We start from the raw sequence: 23,803 nt of genomic DNA, 5'->3' as shown, positions 1-23,803 counted from the left end.
CTCGCGTCCAGACTGCTGACGCTTTGCCGGCCGATTCGGGCACCTCGGCGGACGAACAAGGGCTGCCGCAGTCCGAGGGAGCGACTGCGACAGCCCTTTGGCCCGTGAACTACCGGTCGGGAGACTCCCAGATCGTCCGTAGCCGGTGCACCTTCAGGCCATTCACCTTGGTGACGCCCGACTCGGCACACAGGACGACAGCGCGCGGACCTTTGTTCGGGAAGCTGTACGACGTGATCGACTCCGCCCCGTCGTTGACGAAGACCTCGACGGACCCCCGATCCACCAGCACCCGCAACCGGAGTTGACTACCGCCCTCATATGGTGCGGCGCGGTGCCCGCGGTCACCGTTGCCGGTCAGCCTGCGGTCGAGATCGACTCGTCCGGCCAGATCGTCGTAGGCGACATAGGTGTGACCACCATCGGGGGTGTTGTGCACCCTCAGCCCGATCCGCTCGGCCGAGGTCGAGGCCAGATCCACCTCGAGTTCGATCTCGACCGCCCCACCATCGTCATCGACCAGCACCTTGTCGCCATTGAGGCCCAGCTCGAAGGCACCGAAGTCGATGGTCTCGGTGCGCAGTTGCTCGATCTCGGCGATCGGGAAGCTGCGCAGGTGGTTGTTCTTGTCCAGGGTGAGTTCACGCGGCACGGTGAACTGACCGCACCAGCCGTCGACTTCTTGGGTGGCAATCGGCATCGTGAACGATCCGAGCCAGCCGTACTCGATGCGACGGCCGTCCGGCGCCTCGAACGACTGCGGCGCGTAGAACTGATGTCCCCAGTCGATCGTCCGGTAGTCGGTGATCTGCTCGAAGACTCCCCCAGGCTGCCAGTCGCCGACCACATAACCCGCGTTGTGGCCGTTGCGGGCCACATAGCGTTCCGGTTTGGTACCCATCGGGCAGTAGGTGATGACCCACTTGTCGTCCAGGGGGAACATGTCCGGGCATTCCAGCATGAACACGCGCGGGTTGGGATCGGTGAAGATCACCCGGTCGAATTCCCAGGACTTCATGTCGGTCGAGGTGTAGAGCCAGACCTGGCCACGGTTCTCGGCCGAACAGGCACCGAAGACCATGTACCAGGTGTCGCCCATCCGCCAGACCTTCGGGTCGCGGAAGTGCAACAGGCCCTCGGGACATTCGACGATGACACCCGTCTTCTCGAAGGTGATGCCATCGTCGGAGACCGCCATGCACTGCACCTGCAGATTGCCTTCGTCCTCGTTGACACCATTGCGCCAGCGGTGACCGGTGTAGTAAGCGACCAGTTGGTTGTCGTCCGAGACGACCGCCGAACCCGAGAAGACACCATCACGGTCGGCTTCGATCGACGGAGCCATCGCGATCGGCTCCCGCCGCCAGGTGACCATGTCCTCGGAGGACACATGTCCCCAGTGCATCGGTCCCCACTGAGTGCCGAAGGGATGATGCTGGAAGTACACCTGGTAACGCCCGTTGAAGTACGACAGACCGTTCGGATCGTTGATCCAGCCCGCCTTGGCAGCGATGTGGAACAGCGGGTACCAGCGATCGCTGCGGCCTTCGAGCAGCTTGGCCACGCCGGCTTCGGCGCGCTCGAGTTGTTCTTTCATGGTGCGTCAGGCCTTCCCGTCGCTGCCGGTCGGATCGGACTGCGGACCGGGGGCCGCGGTGGCCACGACCTCGGCCTGGCCATCGCGCAGGAATGGGTCGCCGAGCACTTGGTCGTCGTCCTTCTTCAGCGTGAAGAACGCGAAGATCCCGGACAGCAGCACAATTCCGGAAATCACCAGGAAGGTCGGCTGATAGCCGATGGCGTCACGCAACTGGCCGAGCGGCTGCGACAGGATCACATTGCCGATCTGGGCCGAGATCTGGAAACCGACCATGTACAAGGTGGCCGACAGGGCCGGATTGAAGTGCAAGGTGAAGTACCGGAAGATCGGCAGGATGAACAGCGGAACCTCGAGCGCGTGCAGCATCTTGACTGCGGAGACGGCGATCGGGTCGCTCAGAACTGCGCAACCGAAGATGCGCAGGGTCATGACGGACACACCCATCAGCAGCGTGTTGCGGACGCCGACCTTGCGCATGATGATCGGGACGACACCCATCATCGCGGCCTCGCAGAAGACCTGCGCGGAGTTGAGGATGCCGTAGATCTGCTCGCCGCGTTCCTTGGTTTCGAACAGCCCGGTGTAGAAATCGGGGAACATCTGCTGATCGAAGACCGTGTAGAAGGTCCAGGAGAAGATGACGAAGACGATGATGAGCCACAGCGACTTCATCCCGAGCAGGCCGGCCATTTCCCGGATGCCGGGCTGGGTGGGCTCCACCGTGCCGGGTTCGTGGTGGTCGGTCGGGCCGGGCTTCCAGAAGAGCTGGATCAGCAGCAAGGCGATGCCGAAAACCGAGCCCATGATGAAGTTCAGGTGCGGGTTGGCGGTGAACAGGAAGCCGGCCACCAACGCGACCATCGCGTAACCGAAAGAGCCCCACATGCGGGCTTGGCCGTATTCGAAGTTGAAACGGCGGCTCATGCGCTCGGCGAATGCTTCCAGCAGGCCAACACCAGCCATGAAGCCGGCCGACAGGACGATCGCGCCCAAGATCACGCCGAACATGAACTGGTTCTTCAGCAATGGCTCGTAGACGAAGATGACGAACGGCGCAACACAGGAGGCGATGATGCCGATGAGAATGGTCAGGTGACGCTTGAGACCCAGCCGATCCTGGATGGTGCCGTAGAAGAACATCAGGATGAGCGTCACGAGCGAGTTCACCGCATACACGGTGCCGACCTGGCTACCATTCAGCCCCAGGCCGGTGTCCTTGGTGAGCCACAGCTGGAAGAAGGACCACCAGATACCCCAGGACATGAAGAAGAGAAGCAGCGTCAGGGAGCTTTGCAGGTATGACGGGTTCTTGAGGGACTTCGTGAAGCTGGCCACTTTGCCTGTCCCCCTCCTTTCGTGGGGTGGTGCCGCGTAACATACGCAGTCAGAAGCGCTATAACGTTATAGCAGTTGAAGCGTAGCAGGCGGAGTTCCTCTTTGGGAATAGGGCCCTACGGCAAATTGGAGCGACCGGGTCGGCGTCGTCAGCCGAGGTCAGCGACCGAGCTGCGTTCGACCAGCGGCATCCGGACGAGCGTCTCCTCGGCGGAGTCTGTCGGACACCACTCGCCCGCGATCTGCTTGAACAGGAGCTCGGCGGCGATCTGTCCCATGTCGAGGTAGGGCAGGCGCATCGTGGTGACCTGGGGACGCACGTAGCTGGCCAATTGCTCATCGTCGAACGACAGCACCGACATGTCATCGGGGATACTCAGTCCGCGTGCCTGAGCCACTCCGTAGACACCGAAGGCGATGCGGTCGTTGGCGGTAATGATGGCTGTGATGTCGCCCCGATCGAAGATCTCGGCAGCGCCGCGGTAGCCGAGTTCCGGCTCCCAGTCCGAGCCCTCGACCTCGTGGACGAACGACAGGCCTGCGTTGGCCATCCCGGTATCGATGCCGGAGATGCGGCGGCCGATCGTCCAGGAGACGCGTGGGTCGAGATGCACCGCTGCCCGGCCGATGAAGGCGATCCTGCGGTGACCATGTGCTACGAGGTAGTTCACCGCGTCCAGGCCGGCCTGGTACTCGTCGGGAAGCACAGCGTGATAGCCGTCGACCTTGCCGTTGACAATGATGACGGGCAGCCCACCCAGGCCGGCCGGAAGATCCACCTGGCGGGCTCGCATCAGTCCGACGATGATGCCATCGATGTGACGGGTACGCATCAGGCGGATAGCGTTCTCTAGGCGGCGCGGATGGTTGTCGGTTTCGGCCATCAGGACGGCGTGGTTGCAGGCCTCTGCGGCGTCCAGGATGCCGCGGACCATCGCCGAGGCGTAGCGGGTGATCGTCACCTCGTCCGAGATGAACCCGAGCGCCTCGGAGCGGCCGGTACGCAGCCCGCGTGCCGTGCGGTCGGGCGCGTAGCCGAGTTCCTCGGCGATCGCACGGACGCGCTCAGCGGTTGCTTCGGGAATGCGAGAGCCCGGACGGTTGTTGAGCACCATGCTCACAGTGGACGCAGAGAAGCCCGTACGCGCCGCTATGTCGGCGAGTGTGATCCGCTTGTTCACGCCTTCTCCCTTACCCTGCGGACTATGTTAATGGGGTCCGACAACCACTTCATCCGGTACGGCCGACACGACAGCGGTCGAGCGAAGTGCCGCTGGGCCGGTTTTACGGAACCTGGATCTGGGCGCTACACTGATCAGGCTGCCTGATTCGGGAGGTCCTGATCTGGTGGGCATGGTGGCTGTAGCTCAGTTGGTAGAGCTCCTGGTTGTGGTCCAGGCGGCCGCGGGTTCAAGTCCCGTCAGCCACCCCAAATGGGTCAGGTGTGAACTTGCGACCAAGGGTCCGCCCTTGGTCGCGGTTCGCGCCTGGCCCTTTTTGCGTGTCCCGGTTGCCTCTGCCCCTGTGGCTGCGGCGCGGGCTTGGTCGGCCCAGGTGAGGGCGTCGGCCTGGAGGTCGGGGTTCGACAGGCCGTCGTAGGGCGTGCGGTAGCCGACGTGGATGTCGTTGTCCTCGTCAACGTAGATGGCTTTGAACAGGGCCTGGTTGCACAACCGCCGGTTGGCATCATCAGCGTTGGCATAGATGTCGGCGATGTTGGCCAACAGCAGTAGCGAGTCGTCGAGGTTGGCCCGGGCATCGGCATATTCACCGTTGTGAGCCCGGACCCGGAAGTCGATGGTCTCCAACGATGTGGTGATCCGGTCCTGTTCCCGTTTGAGCAGGTCCAGTGGGATCGCGCCCGCATAGTGGGCCTGGAGGAGCTTGGTCTGCTCGCCTTCCAGTTCGGTGCGGCGCGCGGCGAGTTCGGCCAGTTCTGCCGCGCCCTCGCTCATCATCTGCCCGCCAAATCCGCCAGGCTCCACTTGCGCGCCAGGTCCGCTTGGACAACTTCCCCGACGTCGACGATCTCCCGGCGCAAGGGAGGGAACCGGCCGCCCACACCGTTCCCCGCCAGGGAACGCACCGGCCCGTCCGGAATATCCGTGTAGGGCAGGAGCGGGAGCAGCAGGTCCAGCAGGGCGACGAATCGGGACTCGATCGCGTAGAAGCCGCCACCAGCCTTCTGAATCTGCTCAACCCGGTCCAGGAGCACCGCCATCTTGCTGGCCACCTCGGGTGCCAACGCAATGTCCCACATGTTGTGGCGGAACGCTCTCGCCGCGATCTGCTCCGCCTCGTGACGATCCAGCAGCATCCCATGCAGACGCCACGTCAGCTGGTCCAGCAGATAGTCCAGGCTCACGTACGCCGTCGAGACCGTCACCGACGTCTCCGGGATGCCGCCGCACAGCGTCCCGCCGCACACGATCACCAGCGTCCCAGGACGCGCGTGGACCCTGCCGTGGCGGGAATGGACCAGACACGCGCCCTGCCGGAACAGCATGAACTTCAAGCACGTGTACGCCACCGGCTCCACCACGTGGTCGAACACCGCGGCCTCCACGTCGATCGGCCCCGGCGCCCGCTCTCGGACAGTCCCCCCACTGTCAGGGAAGATTCGCTCCATACCCCATTTTCGCTCATCGGCATGCGAAACGCACCCGCCGTCGGTGGGACATCCCCGCACAAACAGGGTCTGATTAGGTAGAATCAGCACGGCTCCCCAACCGGTGGGGCCCGCACCGTTGAGGGAGGACCAACGTGACCGAGCCGTGGTTGTCCGCAGACGACATCGCCGCCCATCTCGGCGTCACCAAGGACACCATCTACACGTGGATCGCCGACAAAGACATGCCCGCCCACAAGATCGGCCGCCTCTGGAAGTTCCAGGCCAGCGAAGTCGACGACTGGGTCCGCAACGACGGCGCCGCTGACTCAGGCTCCAGTAAGGCGGGTGAGTGACTCAGTTGCGTATCATCAACAACACCACCGACCTCCTCGGTGACGACCTCAAGAGCGTCATCGCCCCCGGATCCAAGGTCCGCATCGCTGCCTCCACGTTCTCCATTTTCGCTTTCGAGGCCTTGAAGAAGGAACTGGAACAGGTCGGTGAGCTGGAGTTCATCTTCACCTCCCCCTCGTTCGTCGCCGAGGACGTGACGGACAAGGTCCGCAAGGAGCGCCGCCAGTTCTTCATCCCAGCCGGGCACGCCGAGTCAGCAATCGCCGGGTCCGAGTTTGAGATCCGGCTGCGCAACAAGCTCACGCAGAAGGCTATCGCTCGGGAGTGCGCGGACTGGGTGCGTCGCAAGGTGACCTTCCGCTCCAACGCGACGGGCAACCCGATGCAGCCGTTGGCAGCGGTGGATGACCGCGCCGCCTATTTCCCGATTCAGGGATTCACGACCACCGACTTGGGCTACGAGAAGGGCCCGGCTATCTCCAACTACGTTCCTAAATATGAGGGCGTTGCGGAAACTCAGCAGTTCCTGGCCCTGTTCGATCAGATTTGGAACAACCCCGACCAGCTTGACGATGTCACGCAAGCGGTCTGCGACCACATCGCTACCGTGTACGCGGAGAACTCCCCGGAGCGGATCTACTTCCTGATCTTGTACAACCTGTTCGCCGATTTCCTCGACGATGTCAATGAGGATGTCCTGCCGAACGACCGCACTGGCTACCAGGACACGAAGGTCTGGAAGAGCCTGTACAACTTCCAGCGTGACGCGGCCACGGGCATCATCAACAAGTTGGAGACCTACAACGGCTGTATCCTGGCCGACTCCGTCGGTCTGGGGAAGACGTTCACCGCGTTGGCGGTCATCAAGTACTACGAGCTGCGCAACAAGAGTGTGCTGGTCCTTTGTCCCAAAAAGCTGGCGGAGAACTGGACCAACTACAACTCGAACTACACCACCAACCTCTTCCGCGAGGATCGCTTCGCCTACGATGTCCTCGCCCACACCGACCTGTCCCGGACCAGGGGCGAATCCCTCGGCCTTGACCTGTCCCGGATCAACTGGGGCAACTACGACCTGGTCGTGATCGACGAGTCGCACAACTTCCGCAATGCCGACTATGCCGAGGAGAAGGAGTCGCGTTACCAGCGTCTCATGCGCCAGGTCATCAAGGAGGGCGTGAAGACCAAGGTGCTGATGCTCTCGGCAACCCCGGTGAACAACCGGTTCAACGACCTGAAGAACCAGCTCCAACTGGCTTATGAGGGTGAGTCGGAGAACCTCGCCAAGCATCTGAACATCTCCACCAGTGTGGAGAAAGTCTTCTCTGACGCCCAACGTGTCTTCAACGAATGGTCCAAGTTGGATCCAGAGGCGCGCACCACGGACCAGATCTTGAAAATGTTGGACTTCGACTTCTTCGAACTTCTGGACTCGGTGACGATTGCGCGTTCCCGCAAACATATCCAGGCCTTCTACGACACCAGCGAGATCGGAGCCTTCCCCGAACGCCTCACGCCCATCTCCGTGCGTGAACCGCTCACCGACCTGCCGGATGTGCCGGGCTTCAACGACATCTTTGAGCAGCTTCAGGCACTCACGTTGGCCGTCTACACCCCGTTGGCTTATGTCTTCCCCTCCCGTCGCAGCAAGTACGAGGACCTCTACGACGTCACCGCGGGCACTGCCCGGTCGAATCTGGGGCAGGCAGGCCGCGAGCAAGGCCTCAAACAGCTGATGACCGTCAACCTCCTAAAACGGTTGGAAAGCTCAGTGGAGGCGTTCCGCCTCACGCTGGGCAAGGTGCAGGACTCCGTCACCCACACTCTGTCCCGGATCAGCAACCACGCCGGAAACCTTGCCGACCTCGTCCCAGACATGGCAGGCCAGGACTTCGACATCGACGACGAGGACGACGCCAACATCGAGGCACTCTCCTTCGGCGAGAAGATCCGCATCGACCTGGACGACCTTGACATCGAGTCCTGGCAACGGGACCTGTGGAACGATCGTGAGACCCTGCGTGAACTCCTTGACGAGATGAGCAAGGTCACCCCCGAGCACGACCTCAAGCTCCGCAAGCTCAAGGACATCATCCGTTCCAAAGAGCAGCATCCGATCAACCCCGGCAACCGCAAGGTCCTGGTGTTCTCCGCCTTCGCCGACACCACCAACTACCTCTACGCAAACCTGGCCCCTGCTCTAGCCGCCGCGGGCATAGAGACGGCAGTCATCACGGGCGGCAACCGCGCCCACACGACACTGGGGAAGGGGTTTGACTTCCAGCAGATCATGTCCCTGTTCTCCCCGCGCTCCAAACAGCGAGACGTGACCATGCCCGGGGAGACCCGTGAGCTGGACGTACTCATCGGCACCGATGTCATCAGCGAGGGGCAGAACCTCCAGGACTGCGACTACCTCATCAACTACGACATCCACTGGAACCCGGTCCGCATCATCCAGCGCTTCGGACGTATCGACCGCATCGGCTCCACCAACCGGGTCATCCAGTTGGTGAACTTCTGGCCCGACATCTCCTTGGACGAGTACATCAACCTTAAGGAACGTGTCGAGAACCGTATGGTGATCGCTGACATCGCTGGTACCGCCGACGACAATGTCCTGACCCAAGAAGACCCTGACGCAGCCTTCCGCAAGGAGCAGCTCCGCAAGCTCCAGGACGAGGTCATCGAGCTGGAAGACGTCCGCACTGGTGTGTCGATCACGGACCTCGGACTCAACGACTTCCGCATGGACCTGCTCGGCTACATCAAGCAGTACGGTGACCTTGCTGCGGTGCCGAAGGGTCTGCATGCCGTGGTCCCCGCCGACCCGGGTAAGGGACTGCTACCCGGCGTGATCTTCGCGTTGCGCAACGTCAACGCGGACGAGCACATGAACCGTGGCAACCGCCTCCACCCGCACTACCTCGTCTACCTCGACCAGGATGGCGAAGTGGTCGCCGACCACACGGAGGCCAAGCATCTCCTCGACCTCCTGCGCACGGGGTGCCGCCCCTACGATCAACCGGTGGCTAGTGCGGTCCGCACATTCAACCAAGCGACCCGGGACGGTGCCGACATGGACGCATACTCACAGTTGCTGACCGACGCGATCCACTCGATGATCGACGTCACCGAGGAACGTGACATCGACAGCCTGTTCACCCCAGGGCCTACCACCGCCCTCACACAGACCATCGCTGGACTCGACGACTTCGAACTCACCGCCTTCATCGCCGTCGTCCCCTCCACCGAGGAGGCGAGCGACCGTGACTGACGTGTTGTACCGGTGGCCAAACGCCGCCCACTTCGGACGACGCGTGCCCAAGGAGAAGTTCTACGAACACGCCCGAGTCAATACTGCGCTGCGGGAGAAGTTCATCTCCGAGGTCGATCGCGTGACGTGGGCCTACGACTTAGCTGAAGCGACGATCAACCTGGCGGGTACCGACGAAGTCCCTGACATCGCTGTCTTCCAAATCGATGCGAAGGGCGCTGACGTTTCCGAACCGGTCCTCAGCGCCATCGACACGTCGATGCCCCGCCCACTCGTCTTCGAAATCAGCCGCGACATCGCTGGTGCGCGCGAGAATCGCATGGTCGCAGCCCACAAGCAACTCGGCACGGGCGCACCGAAAATCAGCCAGTACTTCAGCACCGCGTGGCTACCAGCCGACACCGAGCGCCAACCGCTACCGACCGCGATCACGTTGACGACCCTCTATGCGGCTCTGCTCGAACCCCTCACCAACGTCGAGGTCCGTCCAGAAGAAGGAATGTCAGAGGTCGCTGACAGACTCAAGACCATCGGCAAGCTCGAACGCGAGATCAAGACACTGGAGCGAAAGCTCCGCACCGAGAAGCAGTTCAACCGCAAGATCGAACTGCGCCGCACCCTCAAGACCAAACAAGCACAACTGACTGCGCTGAGTGAAAGATAGGCAGAGGCAAGAAAGTGGAGAAACTGCGCATGACATCGCCCGACCTGACAGAGGCGAACATCGACAAACTCGCCGACCTGTTCCCAACCGTTGTCACCGAGACGCTCGACGACAACGGCAACCCCCAGCGCGCCGTGGACTTCGACCTCCTCCGCCAGGAACTCTCCGACCACATCGTCGAAGGACCCCAAGAACGCTACCGGTTGGACTGGCCTGGCAAGCGCGCCGCAGCGTTCGCCGCCAACGCGCCCGTCGCCAAGACCTTACGACCGGTCCGCGAGGAGTCAGTCGACTTCGACACCACCAAGAACCTCTTCATCGAGGGGGACAATCTCGACGCCCTCAAGCTTCTCCAAGAGTCCTACCTGGGGAAGGTCGGTTTCGTGTACATCGACCCGCCATACAACACAGGAAATGACTTCATATACGACGACGACTTTGCCGAATCAACGGAGTCCTTTCTTAACCGCTCGGGGCAGGTCGACGATGAAGGTGTGCGCCTCGTGGCGAATACTGACGCCAACGGTCGCTACCACTCGGACTGGTTGAGTATGATTTACCCGCGGGTCAAGCTGGCTCGTAATCTTATGACGGACGACGGAGTCTTTTTTGTCTCTATCGATGATCACGAGTATGAGAACCTCAAGAAGATTCTGGATGAGGTCTTCGGCGCCCAAAATTTCCTCAACGCCTTCGTCTGGATAAGCAATCTAAAGGGAAGGCAGATCTCCAAGAGCGGTGCGGCTGGAACAAAGGAATACATATTATGTTACGCGCGGAATGCCGAATTCGTGTCTGAGTTTCTCGTCTCAGGGTCTGAGTCCAAGACGATTATGCCGTCGATCTACAAGGGTTTCAACTATGAAATCAAGTCTGACGCGTTTGGTCCATATGTAACAAAGAATGAGCTATACAATACAAATTCGGCATTCAATGAAGAAACGCGCCCCAATCTAGTATTCGACATCTATTTTAATCCGCACGACCGACAGGTTAGGACCGCTCCCGTTTCTGAGAGCCACAAGTTTCCCGAGTTTGTCAAGATCTCGCCGCATGCCAATGGTGATGGAGTGCACAAGTACCACGCATTCCGATGGAGCGCTTCGAAGGTGGAGTCTGAGTCGCAAGACTTGGAGTTTGTCGAGACAACTTCAGGATGGAGAGTCTACACAAAGGTTCGAAATGTCGACTCTACGTCGCTCAAGGACCTGATCATGGGAATTTCAACGACTCAGGGCACAAAGGATATCGAGCAAATTGGATTCACATCCAGCCAGTTCAGTTACCCTAAACCTGTTTCGCTGATTCAGCTCTTAATTGCAGCAGCAGCACCCGAAGATGCGATTGTCCTCGACTATTTCGCCGGTTCAGGAACGGCCGCACATGCTACGCTTGCGCAGAATGCCAAGGATGGGCAGAAGAGAAAATTCATACTAGTTCAGCTTCCTGAGCAAATTGACACGGCCGTAAAGGGAGTGCCAGCAGAGTTCGAGCATCTCGCCGACATGGCTAGCGAACGTGTGCGTAGAGCCGCAAATCAGCTTTCTGACGGCGGCGGTTTTGTGGCTTCCGAACTCGATGGTGGATTTCGATACCTACGCGTGGACTCTTCAAACAAGGTTGACGTTTTGCGCTCTCCCGAGGAAACTGCACAGCTCCAGATCGGCAACTTAGAAGGAAGCATTCGGTCGGGGAGATCGGGGGAAGACCTGCTGTTCCAGGTGCTTCTTGACTGGGGCCTTGAACTATCGCTTTCGATCACGCGCGACGATGTTGATGGCCACGAAGTATTCGTCGTTGACGATGGTGCGCTGATTGCGTGTTTCACGGAGTCCATGACTCCCGAAGTCGCGCGAGCGATCGCCGAGAGGGGCCCGTTGCGTGTCGTTTTCCGCGACGACGCGTTCGGATCGGATGCTGCCCGCATCAATACCGAACAGATTTTCCGGGAGCTGTCTCCATCCACTGAAGTGAGGGCGATCTGACCGATATGAAGCTCCAGTTCAAGGTTCAGCAGTACCAGACGGATGCGGTCGACGCAGTCGTCGAGGTGTTCGAGGGGCAGCCGAAGCACGAGGGAATCTCGTACCGGATTGACCCGGGCAAGGTTAGTCCGGTGGCAGCTCCTGCCCTGTTTGAGACTGACGAGCGACCGGATTCGGGTTTGCGCAACGCTGAGATCGTCCTGAACGACGCGCAGTTGCTATCGAACGTCCAGAAGGTCCAACGGACTCGGAATCTTCCGCTTTCGACGGAGTTGAGGGACAGCAAGGCGGCGCTGCATGCACCAAATCTGGATGTGGAGATGGAGACGGGCACGGGTAAGACCTACGTCTACATCAAGACGATCATGGAGCTTCACAAGCGGTACGGCTGGTCGAAGTACATCATCGTGGTGCCGTCGATAGCGATCCGAGAAGGCGTGAAGAAGTCCTTTGATGTCACTGCTGACCACTTTCAGCAGATGTATGGCACCAAGCCGCGGTCCTTCGTCTACAACTCATCGCAACTGCATGAGCTGGAGCGGTTCAGCTCGGATGCAGGTGTTCAAGTGATGATTATTAACATCCAGGCTTTCAACGCTACGGGCAAGGACAACCGCCGCATCTACGACGTCCTGGACGACTTCCAGTCACGCAAGCCCATCGATGTGATCGCCGCGAACCGGCCGATCGTCATCATCGACGAACCGCAGAAGATCAGCGCGGAGAAATCACTGAACGCCTTGTCGAACTTCAACGGGCTGATGATGTTGCGGTACTCCGCCACTCACAAGGTTGAGCACACCAAGGTCCATCGCTTGGACGCGCTGGATGCCTACAACCAGAAGCTGGTCAAGAAGATCGCCGTGCGGGGCATCACGGTGAAGGGCTTGGCCGGTTCGGCCGCCTACCTGTACGTGGAGGGCATCGAGATCGCAAAGGGCGTGCTACCGCGGGCCCGAGTGGAGATCGAGGTCCAGACCAAGACGGGCATCAAGCGGCAGGTCAAGCGGGTGGAGAAGGGCACGAACCTCCATGACCTGTCGAACGGGCTGGAGGCCTACCGGCCTGACGGTAAGTCCTTAGTCGTCGTCGATATCGATGCGAACCGCGACGTGATCGAGCTGAGCAATGGCGACACGGTCTTCGCCGGGCAGCTTGCCGACCGCGATGTCACGGAGGAGACGAAGCGGCGCATCCAGATCCGGGAGGTGGTCCGTGCCCACCTGGACAAGGAACGCGAATTGTTTGCCCAAGGTATCAAGGTGCTGTCGTTGTTCTTCATCGACGAAGTCGCGAAGTACCGCGACTACTCCCGGGAGGACACCCTCGGCGAGTACGCACGCGTGTTCGAGGAAGAATACGCGTTGATCCGCGACGAGGTCCTGGGCGAGCTGGCCCTCGATGACGCGACCGCCGCCTATCAGGCCTACCTGCGTCGTGACGAGGTGCGCGAGATCCACCAGGGCTACTTTTCGATCGATAAGAAGACCAAGCACCAGGTGGACGGCAAGGTCTCCGGGCGCGGCGATGACAAGGGTCAGTCCACCGACATCGACGCCTACGACCTGATCCTCAAAGACAAGGAACGGCTCCTCTCCTTCGACGAGCCGGTCCGGTTCATCTTCTCCCACTCGGCCCTCCGGGAGGGATGGGACAACCCGAACGTGTTCGTGATGGGGATGCTGAAGAAGAGCGACAACACGGTGTCGCGACGCCAAGAGATCGGGCGAGGACTCCGGCTGGCTGTCGACCAGCACGGTGAGCGTATGGACGAGGCTACTGTGGGCGCTCGGGTTCATGACATCAATGAGCTGACAGTTGTGACCGACGAGTCTTACACGGACTTCGTCGATGGGCTCCAGAAGGAGATTTCGGAGTCCTTGGCGGCGCGTCCGCGCAAGGCGAGTGTCGACTTCTTCACGGGCAAGACGATCCAGACCACCGCAGGCGAGTCGGTCGTGGAGGAGCAACTGGCCCGGTCCATCTACAACTATCTGGCGCGCAACGACTACATCGACGACGACGGTCACATCACACCCGCCTACAAGGAGGCCAAGGCTGAAGGGACGCTCGCTGTCCCCACCTCGGAGGTCTTGCGTCCGGTGGTGGACTTCGTCTGGCCGCTGGTCGACTCCCTGTACATCGACGTACCCAAGCCCGTCGATGACCGCAAGCCGAAGAAGATCCCCCTTAACGAGGCCAACTTCGCGCGCAAGGAGTTCCAGAGCCTGTGGGGTCGGATCAACCATAAGGCGGTCTACCAGGTGGAGTTCGACTCAGACGAATTGATCCGCAAGGCGGTCGACCACATGGACAAGCATCTCAACGTCGCGTCCATGCAGTACGTCATCCAATCGGGCAAGCAGCGTGACGAGCTGGAGGCCGACGACCTGTCGAAGGGCTCAGGATTCGCGGTTTCCACCACGGAGACCGTGACCGAGACGGTGACGGCTGGCTCTCAGGTGAAGTACGACCTTCTCGGGGAGATCGCCGAGAAGACGAAGCTGACCCGCCGTACAGTCGCCGCGATCCTCAAGGGCGTCCGACCGGATACGTTCGGGAAGTTCAGGCTGAACCCGGAACAGTTCATCACCGAGGCTGCCCGGCTGATCAACGAGCAGAAGGCCACCGTCATCGTGGAGCACCTCGCGTACGACGCTCTGGACGAGACGTTCGACTCGGCGATCTTCACGGAGAACCAGACTAAGCAAGATCTCACCCACGCGGGTACCAAGCTCACGAAGCACATCTACGACTACGTCGTGACCGACTCGAAGATCGAGCGTGCGTTCGTCAACGAGCTGGACACTAGCACCGAGGTCGCCGTCTACGCGAAGCTCCCGCGCGGGTTCTTCATCCCAACTCCGGTCGGGGACTACAACCCGGACTGGGCTATCGCGTTCAAGGAAGGCAGCGTCAAGCATGTCTACTTCGTCGCGGAGACCAAGGGTTCACTTTCAACTCTCCAGCTGAAGGGCGTCGAGGACGCAAAGATCGAGTGCGCCCGCAAGTTCTTTGCCTCCCTCAACAAGAAGAACGGGCGCGACGTCACCTACGACGTCGTCACCGACTACACAGAGCTGATGCAGTTGGTTACCGCCTGATTCATTGTCCCGCTCCGACTCTCGACAGAAAGTCTGTTGATCCATGGCTAGACCCCCAGCGTGGAAGCACACCCTTGAGGAAGCACGTCGACAAGCGCTGGTGGCGATCGACTTCTACAATCGCCCGGGTGACCGACGCAGCTTCGCTGACTTCATAGTCCACATTCACCTGGCATGGCAGAACCTGATGCACGCTGATCGGATGCGCCGAAAGGTTGAGATCTTCTATAGAGAGAATGACAAGCGGCGCACCTTTAAGCGCAACCCCGATGACTCAAAGAAGACATGGGATCTTAGCCAGTGCCTGAAACACGAGTTCAAGGATAACGATCCGATCCGGAAGAATATCGAATTCTTCATCGGCCTGCGTAACCATGTCGAGCATCGCTATCAAGACTCGGTCCTTGTTGCGACGGCAGCCGAAGCTCACGCCTGCATTATCAACTTTGAGTCAGAATTGGTACGGCGGTTTGGGCCGGGAGCGAGCCTCCTGACTTCCACAGGTTTAGTGCTCGGGAATCCCGAGGGTGTTGAGGATTTCTCGGGTGTTGTCGGAGATGGCGGGTTGGGCTTCGATCGGGTGACCGTTGATGGTGATGGTGACGTGGCGTAGCGGTTGGAGGGTTTGGATGATGCGTTTGATGCTCCAGCCGGTGCGGGCCTGTAGGTCGCGGGCGATCGCGAGCGCGGTGAACACGATGGTCAGGTGGGCTTCGATCGCGTCGCGGGTGTGGTGGAAGATCGGTCTGGCAGCGAGGTCGGTTTTGGACATCCGGAAGGATTGCTCGACGTGCCACAGTTCGTGGTAGGCCGAGATCACCTGGTCGGCGGGCATGGTGTCGACGGTGATGTTGGTGACGTAGCCTTTCAGGCCGGTGAGTCGGCGTGCCCGGTCCAGGCTGGTGTGATCAAGGGTGAGCGTGGCCCCGCTGGTCTTCAAGAATCTGGCCTTACGGGGCGGGTGGAGGCCGTCGATGATCGCTTGGGCCCGGTTCTGCTGCGCGGTCAGGGTGTGTTGATCCCGGACGGCCCGTTTGCGGGAGTATTGCCACACCGCCCGCCACGCTAGCGGATGGGCTTGGGGGTTCCACACCGGCTCGTCGCAGGTGTCGAGCCTGGCCGGGTCGGGTTTGGTGCGGCGCATCGTGATCGTGTCGATGATCTGGGCGTCGGTGAAGTGGTCACCGTGCCAGCAGAAATGCTTGGCCAGATCGTGGGGTGCTTTCGTGACCCGGGACCCGACGATGAACCGGAGCCCGGCATCGTCGAGGGCTTGCAGGTTGGTCGCGGACAACATGCCGGCGTCGGCGACCACGACCATGTCGGTGATCTGGTGACGGTCTTGGAACGCTTTGACGATCGGGATGATCGTGGCAGTCTCGGCCTTGTTACCCTCATAGCAGGCGATCTCTAACGGGAACCCGCTCCGGTCAACGAGCAGCCCGACCACGATCTGCGGATCGACACGACGCTCTTTACTGAAGCCGACTTTGCGAAGATCGTCTTCGTTCTCGGCCTCGAAATACAGCGTGGTGACGTCGTAGAGCAGCAAGGAGATGTCCCCGCCAGCGTCGGTCCACACGTGGGTGAAGCAGGCCTTCGCGATCTGTTCGCGGTAGTCACCAGCCATGCAACGACGCAGCGCGGCGTAGAAGGTGTTCTCGTGGAACGCGTGCATGCCGAGTTGGTTGATCACCCGGATGCTGTCGCGTTTCGAGGTCGGCTCGACGAGCCGGGCTGCGACCAGCTGGAAGAACGCCTCGTCATCGATCACGGTGAACCCGAGCCGGCCCCAGGAGGCCCGGATCGCATCCATCAGGAGTTTCGATCGTGTCCCGGCGACTACCGCGACCGCACCCACCGGCACGCCGTGGGGATCGATACCCAACTCCAAGGCGGGCTGGCCGGCGTGAAGCTTGTCGTGGCCGGCCCGCATCAACGCCGCGAGCTCGGCGTCGGTATGGGCCGACCCCAGATGCTCCACGATCACTCGCTGGCCATGCCTCTTTTCCACGATCTGCACCGCGGTCGCACCAGACCGGGTCTTCACTTTCCGCAGATACGGGCTCACAAGCCCGATTCTAACCGCCCGTTAGTGCCCCAAAACCACCCACCGCAAGCCCCTGACAAGCACAAACAATCACGAAACACGCCCACCTGTGGAAGTCAGGTCTGGGGCTGAGGCAGCGACCGATCCCGGGCTTCAGCAGCGGCGACGACACCGTCGGCCGATGAACAGACGCGTTAGAAAAGCCGGGCGGGAGCCGCCGTAGCGACTCCCGCCCATCGCCTAGTTGGCGGCGCGATAGCTGGCTTCGATCGCCTCACCGACTTGTTGATCGATGTTCTTCCAGTACTGGAAGACGCGTGACAGCACCGGCTCCATGACCCCGGCGAGCGCGCCGACGACGGTCTCCACCAAGCGCTCCCGCTGCTCTTCCGAGAACACCTCGCGCACCAGGGTGTGCGCCTGACCGAAGTCATCGTCCTCGGCGTGCAGCGTGTAGGCGGATCGAATCAGTTCACCGTCGGACTCCCAGCCGTTTTCGACCGGACCCTGCTCGTCCTGGTAGGCACGCCCATACGAGTTCGGCGCGTACACCGGCGCTGCGCCGCTGTGGTCGTACTGCATCTGCCCCTCCTTGTCATAGGAGTTCGTGGGCACCACCGGCGCGTTCACGGGCAACTGGTTGTAGTTCGTGCCCACCCGATTGCGTTGGGCGTCCGGGTAGGAGAAGACCCGCGCAAGCAGCATCTTGTCCGGCGACACTCCCGTTCCGGGCACCATGTTGGACGGGCTGAACGCTGCCTGCTCGATCTGCGCGAAGTGATTCGTCGGGTTCTCGTTCAACGTGATGCGTCCCACCTCGTGCAGCGGGTAGTCCTTCTTCGACCAGACCTTGGTCAGATCAAACGGATTGAAGCGGTAGGTCTTCGCCTCGGCGTACGGCATGATCTGAACGCTCACCGTCCAGCTCGGGTAATCGCCGCGTTCGATCGCGTCGAACAGATCCCTGCGATGGAAGTCTGCGTCGTCACCGGCGAGTTTGGCTGCCTCCGCGTTCGTAATGTTCTCCACACCCTGATCGGTGTGGACGTGATACTTCACCCAGAAGCGCTCCCCGGCCGCGTTGATCCACATGTAGGTGTGCGAGGAGTAGCCATTCATATTGCGCCACGTCTTCGGAAGCCCGCGATCCCCCATGAGGTAGCTCACCTGGTGCGCGGACTCCGGCGACAGTGTCCAGAAATCCCACTGCATGTTGTTCGAGCGCAGACCCGAGTCAGGCAGGCGCTTCTGCGAATGAATGAAATCGGCGAATTTCATCGGGTCACGCACGAAGAAGACGGGCGTGTTGTTCCCGACCAGATCGAAGTTTCCCTCCTGGGTGTAGAAACGCATCGCGAAGCCGCGGACGTCCCGCCAGGTATCCGGGGAGCCGAGTTCGCCGGCGACGGTCGAGAAACGCATCAGCGTCCTCGTCCGCCGGCCAGGCTGAAGGAAATCGGCCTTGGTGTATGCGGAAACATCCTGCGTGAGAACGAACTCACCGAAAGCGCCGGAGCCCTTTGCGTGCGGGCTACGTTCCGGAACCCGTTCGCGGTCGAAGCGGGCAAGTTTCTGAACGAGGGCTACATCGTGCAACATGAGCGGGCCGTCGGGCCCCACGCTCAACGAATGTGCATCGGATTCGCGAGGCGCACCAGATTCCGTTGTCGAGGGAATCGCCGGATCGTGGGTTGTCATTATCTCTCCTTCAAGTGAATACCTGCCGAATTAGCCATGTCGGCCCGAAATCAGGGGCGGCAGCACACGGTCAACGCTGACCAGTCACCCAGATCAGCCCCGGTCCCGATCACATGCGCTGGTTGACACTGACACCTTAGCGAATACCGCGCGCCGGCACCGGCAATCCCTCCAGACCCGCTGCCTCACATCGACAGGTACTCGCGGATGTAGAGCGCCAGGAGGAGGTTGAACTTCACCGTCGCCTGGTCGATGTTCAGCTGAAGCACCTCCTTGATCCGGCGGACGCGGTACACCACCGTGTTGCGGTGCGCCGGCAGGCGCAGCGCGGTCTCGACCAGGTTGCAGTCGCAGATCAGGAACACCTTCAAGGTATGGACGAGGTCGGTGTCGTGCAGCTGGTCGTAGTCCTCCAGCGGGCCGAGGTAGTGATCGCAGAGGTCCTCCAACAACGACAGGTCCGAGACCCCGAACAGCAACTGGAGCATGCCCATCTCCTCGAAGCCAACGAACGGGTGAGCGCTGCCACAATTCGGCCATCGACAACGAGAAGCGCGCCCTGCGGTAGCCGGTTCCGAGCTGATGCAAGCCGTCGACCGGCCCGCTCACCCCCATCGAGACCGCATCGCAGTAACACGCAAGGTCGACCAGTTCATCCGGCGACAGCGACTGTTGATCGATGCGGTGAATGAGCACGTGCAGGTTGTTGTGACGAAACAGGTGATAACGCATCCGGCGGCGATTCAGCGGCGAGGACACCTTGGCCGGAATCGCCAGATTGTGGATCACCGCAACCCGATAGGAAGCGTGCTCCTCGAACCCAAAATGCCGCAGGCCTTGGAGCACGACCTCCGGTACCGGCGTCTGATACAACGCCGCCTCAAAGGCAGCGTTCAGGCTGGTCATCCGCTGCTGCTCCTGCAGGAGCATCGCCGACAACTCCTGCATGATGTCGACGAGATGAATCTCCCACGGCATGACGAAAAGAGGAAGGCTGTTGGCATCACAGAAATCCCAGATATCCTGCGTCAGATCATGCTCGGTCAGATAGGGGCCAATATTCACCAGAACGCCGCTGCAATCGCGCAGAGCGAGCGCTTCCACAAAGTCACGCAGCGTGACATCTGCTTTCACGAACAACCCCGTGGTCAAGACGAACTCTCCTCCGCGAAGGAATGAAACGTTGCCGATATCCTCGGCCAAGTACACCCAGGATGCCGAGTTGGCTAGGCCATTCTCACCCCCGAGCAGCGACACGGAGTACTTCTCTCGAGACCTCTCATATAACGTACCAACGACGGTTTCCACGCAGCACCCCTTTCCCAGAACGCCAATCGAAACTCCTTGTATTCGGCGTACAAATGTCGTCCATCGGCTTGGTGTTCGCGATACCTAGGCAGATCGAGAGTGGTCTTCGATACTGGATTTAGGACGCAAACCCCACGGTCTACTGGCTCTCTACACCACAGGAGTTACCACCATGTTGCGAAACGCACTTCCCAAGATCGTCACCAAGGTGCTCCCCGGGCCTCAGGCAGCTCAGATCATCGCCCGGCGCGCTCAAGCCGTACCGAGCGCCATCCGATGCGACTATCCCGTCGTCATCGACCGGGCCGAAGGAGCCATGGTCGCCGACGTCGACGGCAACATCTTCGTCGACTGGGTCGGCGGCGTCGGCGTCCTCAATGTCGGGTACTCGCACCCCGATGTGCTCGCCGCGATCCACGCACAGACCGACCGTTACCTGCACGCGATGGCCAACATCATCACCCATCCCGGCTACGTCGAACTCGCCGAGGCGCTGGCCTCCCGGGCTCCCATCCGTGGCGAACGCCGCCGCGCGTATTTCACCAACAGCGGCGCCGAGGCCGACGAGAACGCCGTGAAGCTCGCCAAGGCATTCACTGGGCGCCCCAACATCATCGTCTTCTCCGGTGCGTTCCACGGACGCACGCTGCTGACCATGGCCATGACCTCGAAGAAGGCCTACGCCCGGGGAATGGGCCCATTCCCCGACGGTGTCTACCGGGCTGATTTCCCGAACCTCTATCGCGCCCCCGCAGGCCTGGAGGGCAGCGACGCCATCGCCTACTACCTCAGCTCGTTGGAGCAGGTGTTCGAGCAGGCCTCGCTGCCGGAATACGTGGCTGCCATCGTCGTGGAGCCGGTGCAGGGCGAGGGCGGATTCATCCCCGCTCCCTTGGAATGGGTGCAGGCGGTGCGCGAGATCTGCGATCGCCACGGCATCCTGCTCATCGTCGACGAGGTGCAAAGCGGCTTCTGCCGAACCGGCCGCCTGTTCGCCAGCGACTACTGGGCCGAGGCCGGCATCCGGCCCGACATCCTGGCCACGGCCAAGTCCATCGCCGCGGGCCTGCCACTGAGCGCGATCATCGCGCGGGAAGAGATCACCGAATCCGTCCCGGCGGGGGTCATCGGAGGCACCTTCGGCGGGAACGCCGTGGCTTGCGCCGCGGGGCTGGCGGTGCTGCGTGTGATGGAACGCGACCAGCTCGCCCGCCGCGCCATCGAGATCGGCGCAATCGTTACCGCGCGCTATCGCGCGTGGGCCGAGCGCTTCGATGTGATCGGTGATATCCGCGGCCTGGGTGCGATGATCGGGCTCGAGTTTGTGAAGGACCGGACGACCAAGGAGCCCTACCCCGAACTCGTCCGCGATCTCATCGCCGAAGCAGCCTCCCGAGGCTTACTCATCGAGAGCGCGGGTACCTGCGGCAACGTCATCCGCTTCCTCGCTCCCCTCGTCATCACCGATGCCCAGATCGCAGCCGGCCTCGACATCCTCGAGGCCTCGTTGGAGGCATCTGTCCCCCGCGTGCCGCAGACCGCCGGATCCACACCGGGCGCCGCATGACCACATCCCGAACACGAAAGGAGGACCACAGATGTCATCAAGGTTCGTCGTCACACTCGCTCGTCAGTTCGGCAGCCTGGGGCGTCCCATCGCACGCACCGTGAGTGAAAGCCTCGGCATCGACTACTACGACCGCGACATCGTAGAGCTCGCCGCCCAGGAAATGGGGCTTCCCGTCTCGACGGTCACCAAGGCCGAGGAGAGCGCGCGTCCGGCGTTCTTCAGCATGAGTGAACCCCTCGGCACCGGCACGATCGCCCTCCAGGACGCGGTCTTCGCCGCTCAGCGCCGGGTCATTCTCAACCTCGCCGAACGGGGGCCGTGCATCATCGTCGGACGATGCGCAGATCACATCCTCGAGGAGCGCCCGGAGGTGATGAAGATCTTCGTCTACGCACCCTATCCCCAGCGGCTGCGCAACTGCGTCGAACACCTCCATATGACGATCCCCGATGCCAAGAAGACCATCGCGGCCGTCGACAAGGCACGCGAGTCCTACCACCGGCACTACTGCGGCTATTCCGTGGCCGACAAAGACCACAAACACCTCATGCTGGATTCCAGCCTGCTGGGAATCGACGGCACCTGCGACGCCCTGTGTTATCTGATCCGCGCCAGGTTCGGCCTTTCCTAGTCCGGACTGCTGAAGATGGCGCCCGGGACGCCGCACCAACAAACCCGGAGAGCCCGCTTTCCGTCCCCAGGAAGAGGCACGCCCCAATGCGGCCAACCCGCACATTGTTAGCAATCCCACCATCGGCGACCTGCCGAGAAGGAGGCGACGGCATGAGCATGCTGGAGATCAAGAACCTATCCAAGTCTTTCGGCGACCTGGAAGTGCTGCGCGACATCAACATCAACATCGAGCGCGGCGAGGTTGTCGTCGTCATCGGCCCGTCCGGATCCGGCAAGAGCACCATGCTCCGCTGTGTCAACCTGCTGGAGCGGCCCACCAACGGCGCGATCCTGTTCGAGGGCCAGGACATCACCCGGCTGGGCCGCGACACTCCCTCCTACCGTCAGAAGGTGGGCATGGTGTTTCAGCGATTCAACCTCTTCCCCCTCAAAACGGTGCTGGAGAACGTGACCTATGCGCCACAAAGGCTGCTGCGGCTGCCGCGGGGGACCGCTCACTTCCAGGGCATGGAGTACCTGCGCAAGGTCGGCATGGAATCCAAGGCCGACGCCTACCCGAACACCTTGTCGGGTGGCCAGCAGCAGCGGGTTGCCATCGCACGGGCTTTGGCGATGCGACCCGAGGTGCTGCTGTTCGACGAGCCCACGTCAGCCCTCGACCCGGAGCTCGTGGGGGATGTCCTGGCCGTCATGAAGCAACTCGCCCGCGAGGGCATGACGATGCTCGTCGTCACCCACGAAATGGGGTTTGCGCGCGAGGTTGCTCACCGCGTGATCTTCATGGACCAGGGCTACATCGTCGAGGAGGGGACGCCGGAGGAGATCTTCGGCAACCCTCGCAACGACCGGACCCGGGCCTTCCTGGCCCGCATTCTCTAGGGGGACGACATGGAACTCCACTTCGGCCGAGCATTCGCTGCCCTGGCGCCGAGCCTGCTGGACGGTGTCGGCATCGTCCTCTACATCACAATCGTCGGGTTTCTCAGTTCGCTTGTCGTCGGCCTGGTGCTGGCGATCGGACGGCTGTCCCACAACCGGGTCCTCAACGTCATCCTCATCGGCTTCATCGAGATCATCCGGGGAACCCCGCTACTCGTCCAGTTCTTCTACATCTACTACGTCGTTCCGATGCTGATCGCCGGATTTGCCTCGATGTTGTTCGGAGTGAACATCAACGTGCAGATCGCAGCCAGCACCAGCGGCATCATCGGATTCGCCATCAACTACGGGTGTTACCTGTCGGAGGTGATCCGCGGCGCGATCGTCGCGGTCGATCCCGGGCAACGGGAGGCCGGTCTCGCGCTGGGTTTCAATGAGGCCCAGGTCTTGTTCCGGTTCATCATTCCGCCGGCCCTGCGCAACTCCATCCCGGTCTTCGGCAACTACCTCGTGATGATGATCAAGGACACGTCCTTGCTGGCCATGATCTCCGTCCAGGAACTGCTCCTGCGGACCCGGACCTTCGCGTCCCAGACCTTCCTCACGGTCGAGGCGTACACCATCCTCGCCCTGGTCTATCTCGTCTTGTCGATCCCACTGTCCCAGGCCGCCAAATACCTCGAGCACAGACTCCAACGGCCCCGATAAATCCCCGATGTTCCAGCGCCCTACGGG

The 23,803-nt window shown here is 61.3% G+C and carries 17 protein-coding genes, 1 tRNA gene and 1 pseudogene; 11 read left to right on the top strand and 8 right to left on the bottom strand.

The annotated features are described in order from the left end of the window. Positions 1-109 precede the first annotated feature (109 nt). The 3 genes from QUE25_RS12000 to QUE25_RS11990 all read right to left on the bottom strand — a co-directional run bounded on the left by QUE25_RS12000 (position 110) and on the right by QUE25_RS11990 (position 4,116). Positions 110-1,597, bottom strand: coding sequence for a glycoside hydrolase family 32 protein (locus QUE25_RS12000; protein ID WP_286265295.1), 1,488 nt, complete (start codon positions 1,595-1,597; stop codon positions 110-112). Between the two features lie 6 nt (positions 1,598-1,603). Then, positions 1,604-2,935, bottom strand: a complete 1,332-nt coding sequence (locus tag QUE25_RS11995; protein ID WP_286265294.1) for an MFS transporter — start codon at positions 2,933-2,935, stop codon at positions 1,604-1,606. Positions 2,936-3,084: 149 nt separating this feature from the next. Next, positions 3,085-4,116 (bottom strand): LacI family DNA-binding transcriptional regulator, encoded by a 1,032-nt coding sequence (locus QUE25_RS11990; protein WP_286265291.1) that lies wholly within the window; start codon positions 4,114-4,116, stop codon positions 3,085-3,087. Between the two features lie 175 nt (positions 4,117-4,291). On the opposite strand from QUE25_RS11990, the gene QUE25_RS11985 reads away from it, so the two are divergent. Further along, a tRNA-His gene (locus tag QUE25_RS11985) sits at positions 4,292-4,367 on the top strand. Between the two features lie 522 nt (positions 4,368-4,889). On the opposite strand, the gene QUE25_RS11980 is transcribed toward QUE25_RS11985, so the two are convergent. Next, positions 4,890-5,564, bottom strand: a complete 675-nt coding sequence (locus QUE25_RS11980) for an AraC family ligand binding domain-containing protein (RefSeq protein WP_286265288.1) — start codon at positions 5,562-5,564, stop codon at positions 4,890-4,892. A 134-nt stretch (positions 5,565-5,698) separates the two neighbouring features. On the opposite strand from QUE25_RS11980, the gene QUE25_RS11975 reads away from it, so the two are divergent. From QUE25_RS11975 to QUE25_RS11950, 6 genes are read left to right on the top strand one after another with little or no spacing between them, the layout of a single operon-like run. Beyond that, positions 5,699-5,899: a helix-turn-helix domain-containing protein gene (locus QUE25_RS11975; RefSeq protein ID WP_286265285.1), complete on the top strand. Its 201-nt coding sequence runs from the start codon at positions 5,699-5,701 to the stop codon at positions 5,897-5,899. Further along, on the top strand, positions 5,896-9,177 hold the full coding sequence (locus QUE25_RS11970; RefSeq protein WP_286265284.1) for a helicase-related protein: 3,282 nt from the start codon (positions 5,896-5,898) through the stop codon (positions 9,175-9,177). The genes QUE25_RS11975 and QUE25_RS11970 overlap by 4 nt, the downstream gene beginning before the upstream one ends. Continuing rightward, positions 9,170-9,841 carry a DUF4391 domain-containing protein gene (locus QUE25_RS11965; RefSeq protein ID WP_286265281.1) on the top strand — a complete coding sequence of 224 codons (672 nt, stop codon included), beginning with the start codon at positions 9,170-9,172 and terminating at the stop codon, positions 9,839-9,841. Before QUE25_RS11970 ends, QUE25_RS11965 begins: the two co-directional genes overlap by 8 nt. A gap of 14 nt (positions 9,842-9,855) precedes the next feature. Beyond that, a complete protein-coding gene (locus QUE25_RS11960) occupies positions 9,856-11,826 on the top strand; it encodes a site-specific DNA-methyltransferase (protein ID WP_286265279.1) in 1,971 nt (656 codons plus the stop codon). Between the two features lie 5 nt (positions 11,827-11,831). Continuing rightward, positions 11,832-14,930: a type III restriction-modification system endonuclease gene (locus tag QUE25_RS11955; protein WP_286265277.1), complete on the top strand. Its 3,099-nt coding sequence runs from the start codon at positions 11,832-11,834 to the stop codon at positions 14,928-14,930. 43 nt (positions 14,931-14,973) lie between these two features. Next, the gene (locus QUE25_RS11950) at positions 14,974-15,543 is read left to right on the top strand and encodes a DUF3644 domain-containing protein (protein WP_340312699.1); all 570 of its coding nucleotides are present in this window, start codon (positions 14,974-14,976) and stop codon (positions 15,541-15,543) included. On the opposite strand, the gene QUE25_RS11945 is transcribed toward QUE25_RS11950, so the two are convergent. From QUE25_RS11945 to QUE25_RS14920, 4 genes and pseudogenes are all read right to left on the bottom strand, one after another. Further along, positions 15,436-17,001: an IS1634 family transposase gene (locus QUE25_RS11945; protein ID WP_286265273.1), complete on the bottom strand. Its 1,566-nt coding sequence runs from the start codon at positions 16,999-17,001 to the stop codon at positions 15,436-15,438. The genes QUE25_RS11950 and QUE25_RS11945 overlap by 108 nt on opposite strands. Positions 17,002-17,220: 219 nt before the next feature. After that, complete coding sequence (locus QUE25_RS11940) at positions 17,221-18,678, bottom strand: catalase (protein WP_286265271.1); 1,458 nt, start codon at positions 18,676-18,678, stop codon at positions 17,221-17,223. A 185-nt stretch (positions 18,679-18,863) separates the two neighbouring features. Beyond that, positions 18,864-19,166, bottom strand: coding sequence for a helix-turn-helix domain-containing protein (locus tag QUE25_RS11935; protein WP_286265268.1), 303 nt, complete (start codon positions 19,164-19,166; stop codon positions 18,864-18,866). 499 nt (positions 19,167-19,665) lie between these two features. Beyond that, positions 19,666-19,887, bottom strand: a pseudogene (locus QUE25_RS14920) (PucR family transcriptional regulator ligand-binding domain-containing protein); the annotation flags it as partial. 271 nt (positions 19,888-20,158) lie between these two features. Here QUE25_RS14920 and QUE25_RS11925 point away from each other — a divergent pair. The 4 genes from QUE25_RS11925 to QUE25_RS11910 all read left to right on the top strand — a co-directional run bounded on the left by QUE25_RS11925 (position 20,159) and on the right by QUE25_RS11910 (position 23,776). Beyond that, positions 20,159-21,553: an aspartate aminotransferase family protein gene (locus QUE25_RS11925; protein WP_286265263.1), complete on the top strand. Its 1,395-nt coding sequence runs from the start codon at positions 20,159-20,161 to the stop codon at positions 21,551-21,553. A 31-nt stretch (positions 21,554-21,584) separates the two neighbouring features. Continuing rightward, positions 21,585-22,187: a cytidylate kinase-like family protein gene (locus QUE25_RS11920; protein ID WP_286265261.1), complete on the top strand. Its 603-nt coding sequence runs from the start codon at positions 21,585-21,587 to the stop codon at positions 22,185-22,187. Positions 22,188-22,345: 158 nt separating this feature from the next. Continuing rightward, on the top strand, positions 22,346-23,068 hold the full coding sequence (locus tag QUE25_RS11915; RefSeq protein WP_425332773.1) for an amino acid ABC transporter ATP-binding protein: 723 nt from the start codon (positions 22,346-22,348) through the stop codon (positions 23,066-23,068). A gap of 9 nt (positions 23,069-23,077) precedes the next feature. Beyond that, positions 23,078-23,776 carry an amino acid ABC transporter permease gene (locus QUE25_RS11910; RefSeq protein WP_286265257.1) on the top strand — a complete coding sequence of 233 codons (699 nt, stop codon included), beginning with the start codon at positions 23,078-23,080 and terminating at the stop codon, positions 23,774-23,776. Positions 23,777-23,803: the final 27 nt, after the last annotated feature.

The organism is Brooklawnia propionicigenes (genome assembly GCF_030297015.1).
Classification (GTDB): domain Bacteria; phylum Actinomycetota; class Actinomycetes; order Propionibacteriales; family Propionibacteriaceae; genus Brooklawnia; species Brooklawnia propionicigenes.
Note: the sequence above shows the minus strand (reverse complement) of the source record. Positions and strands in the feature narration are given on the sequence as shown.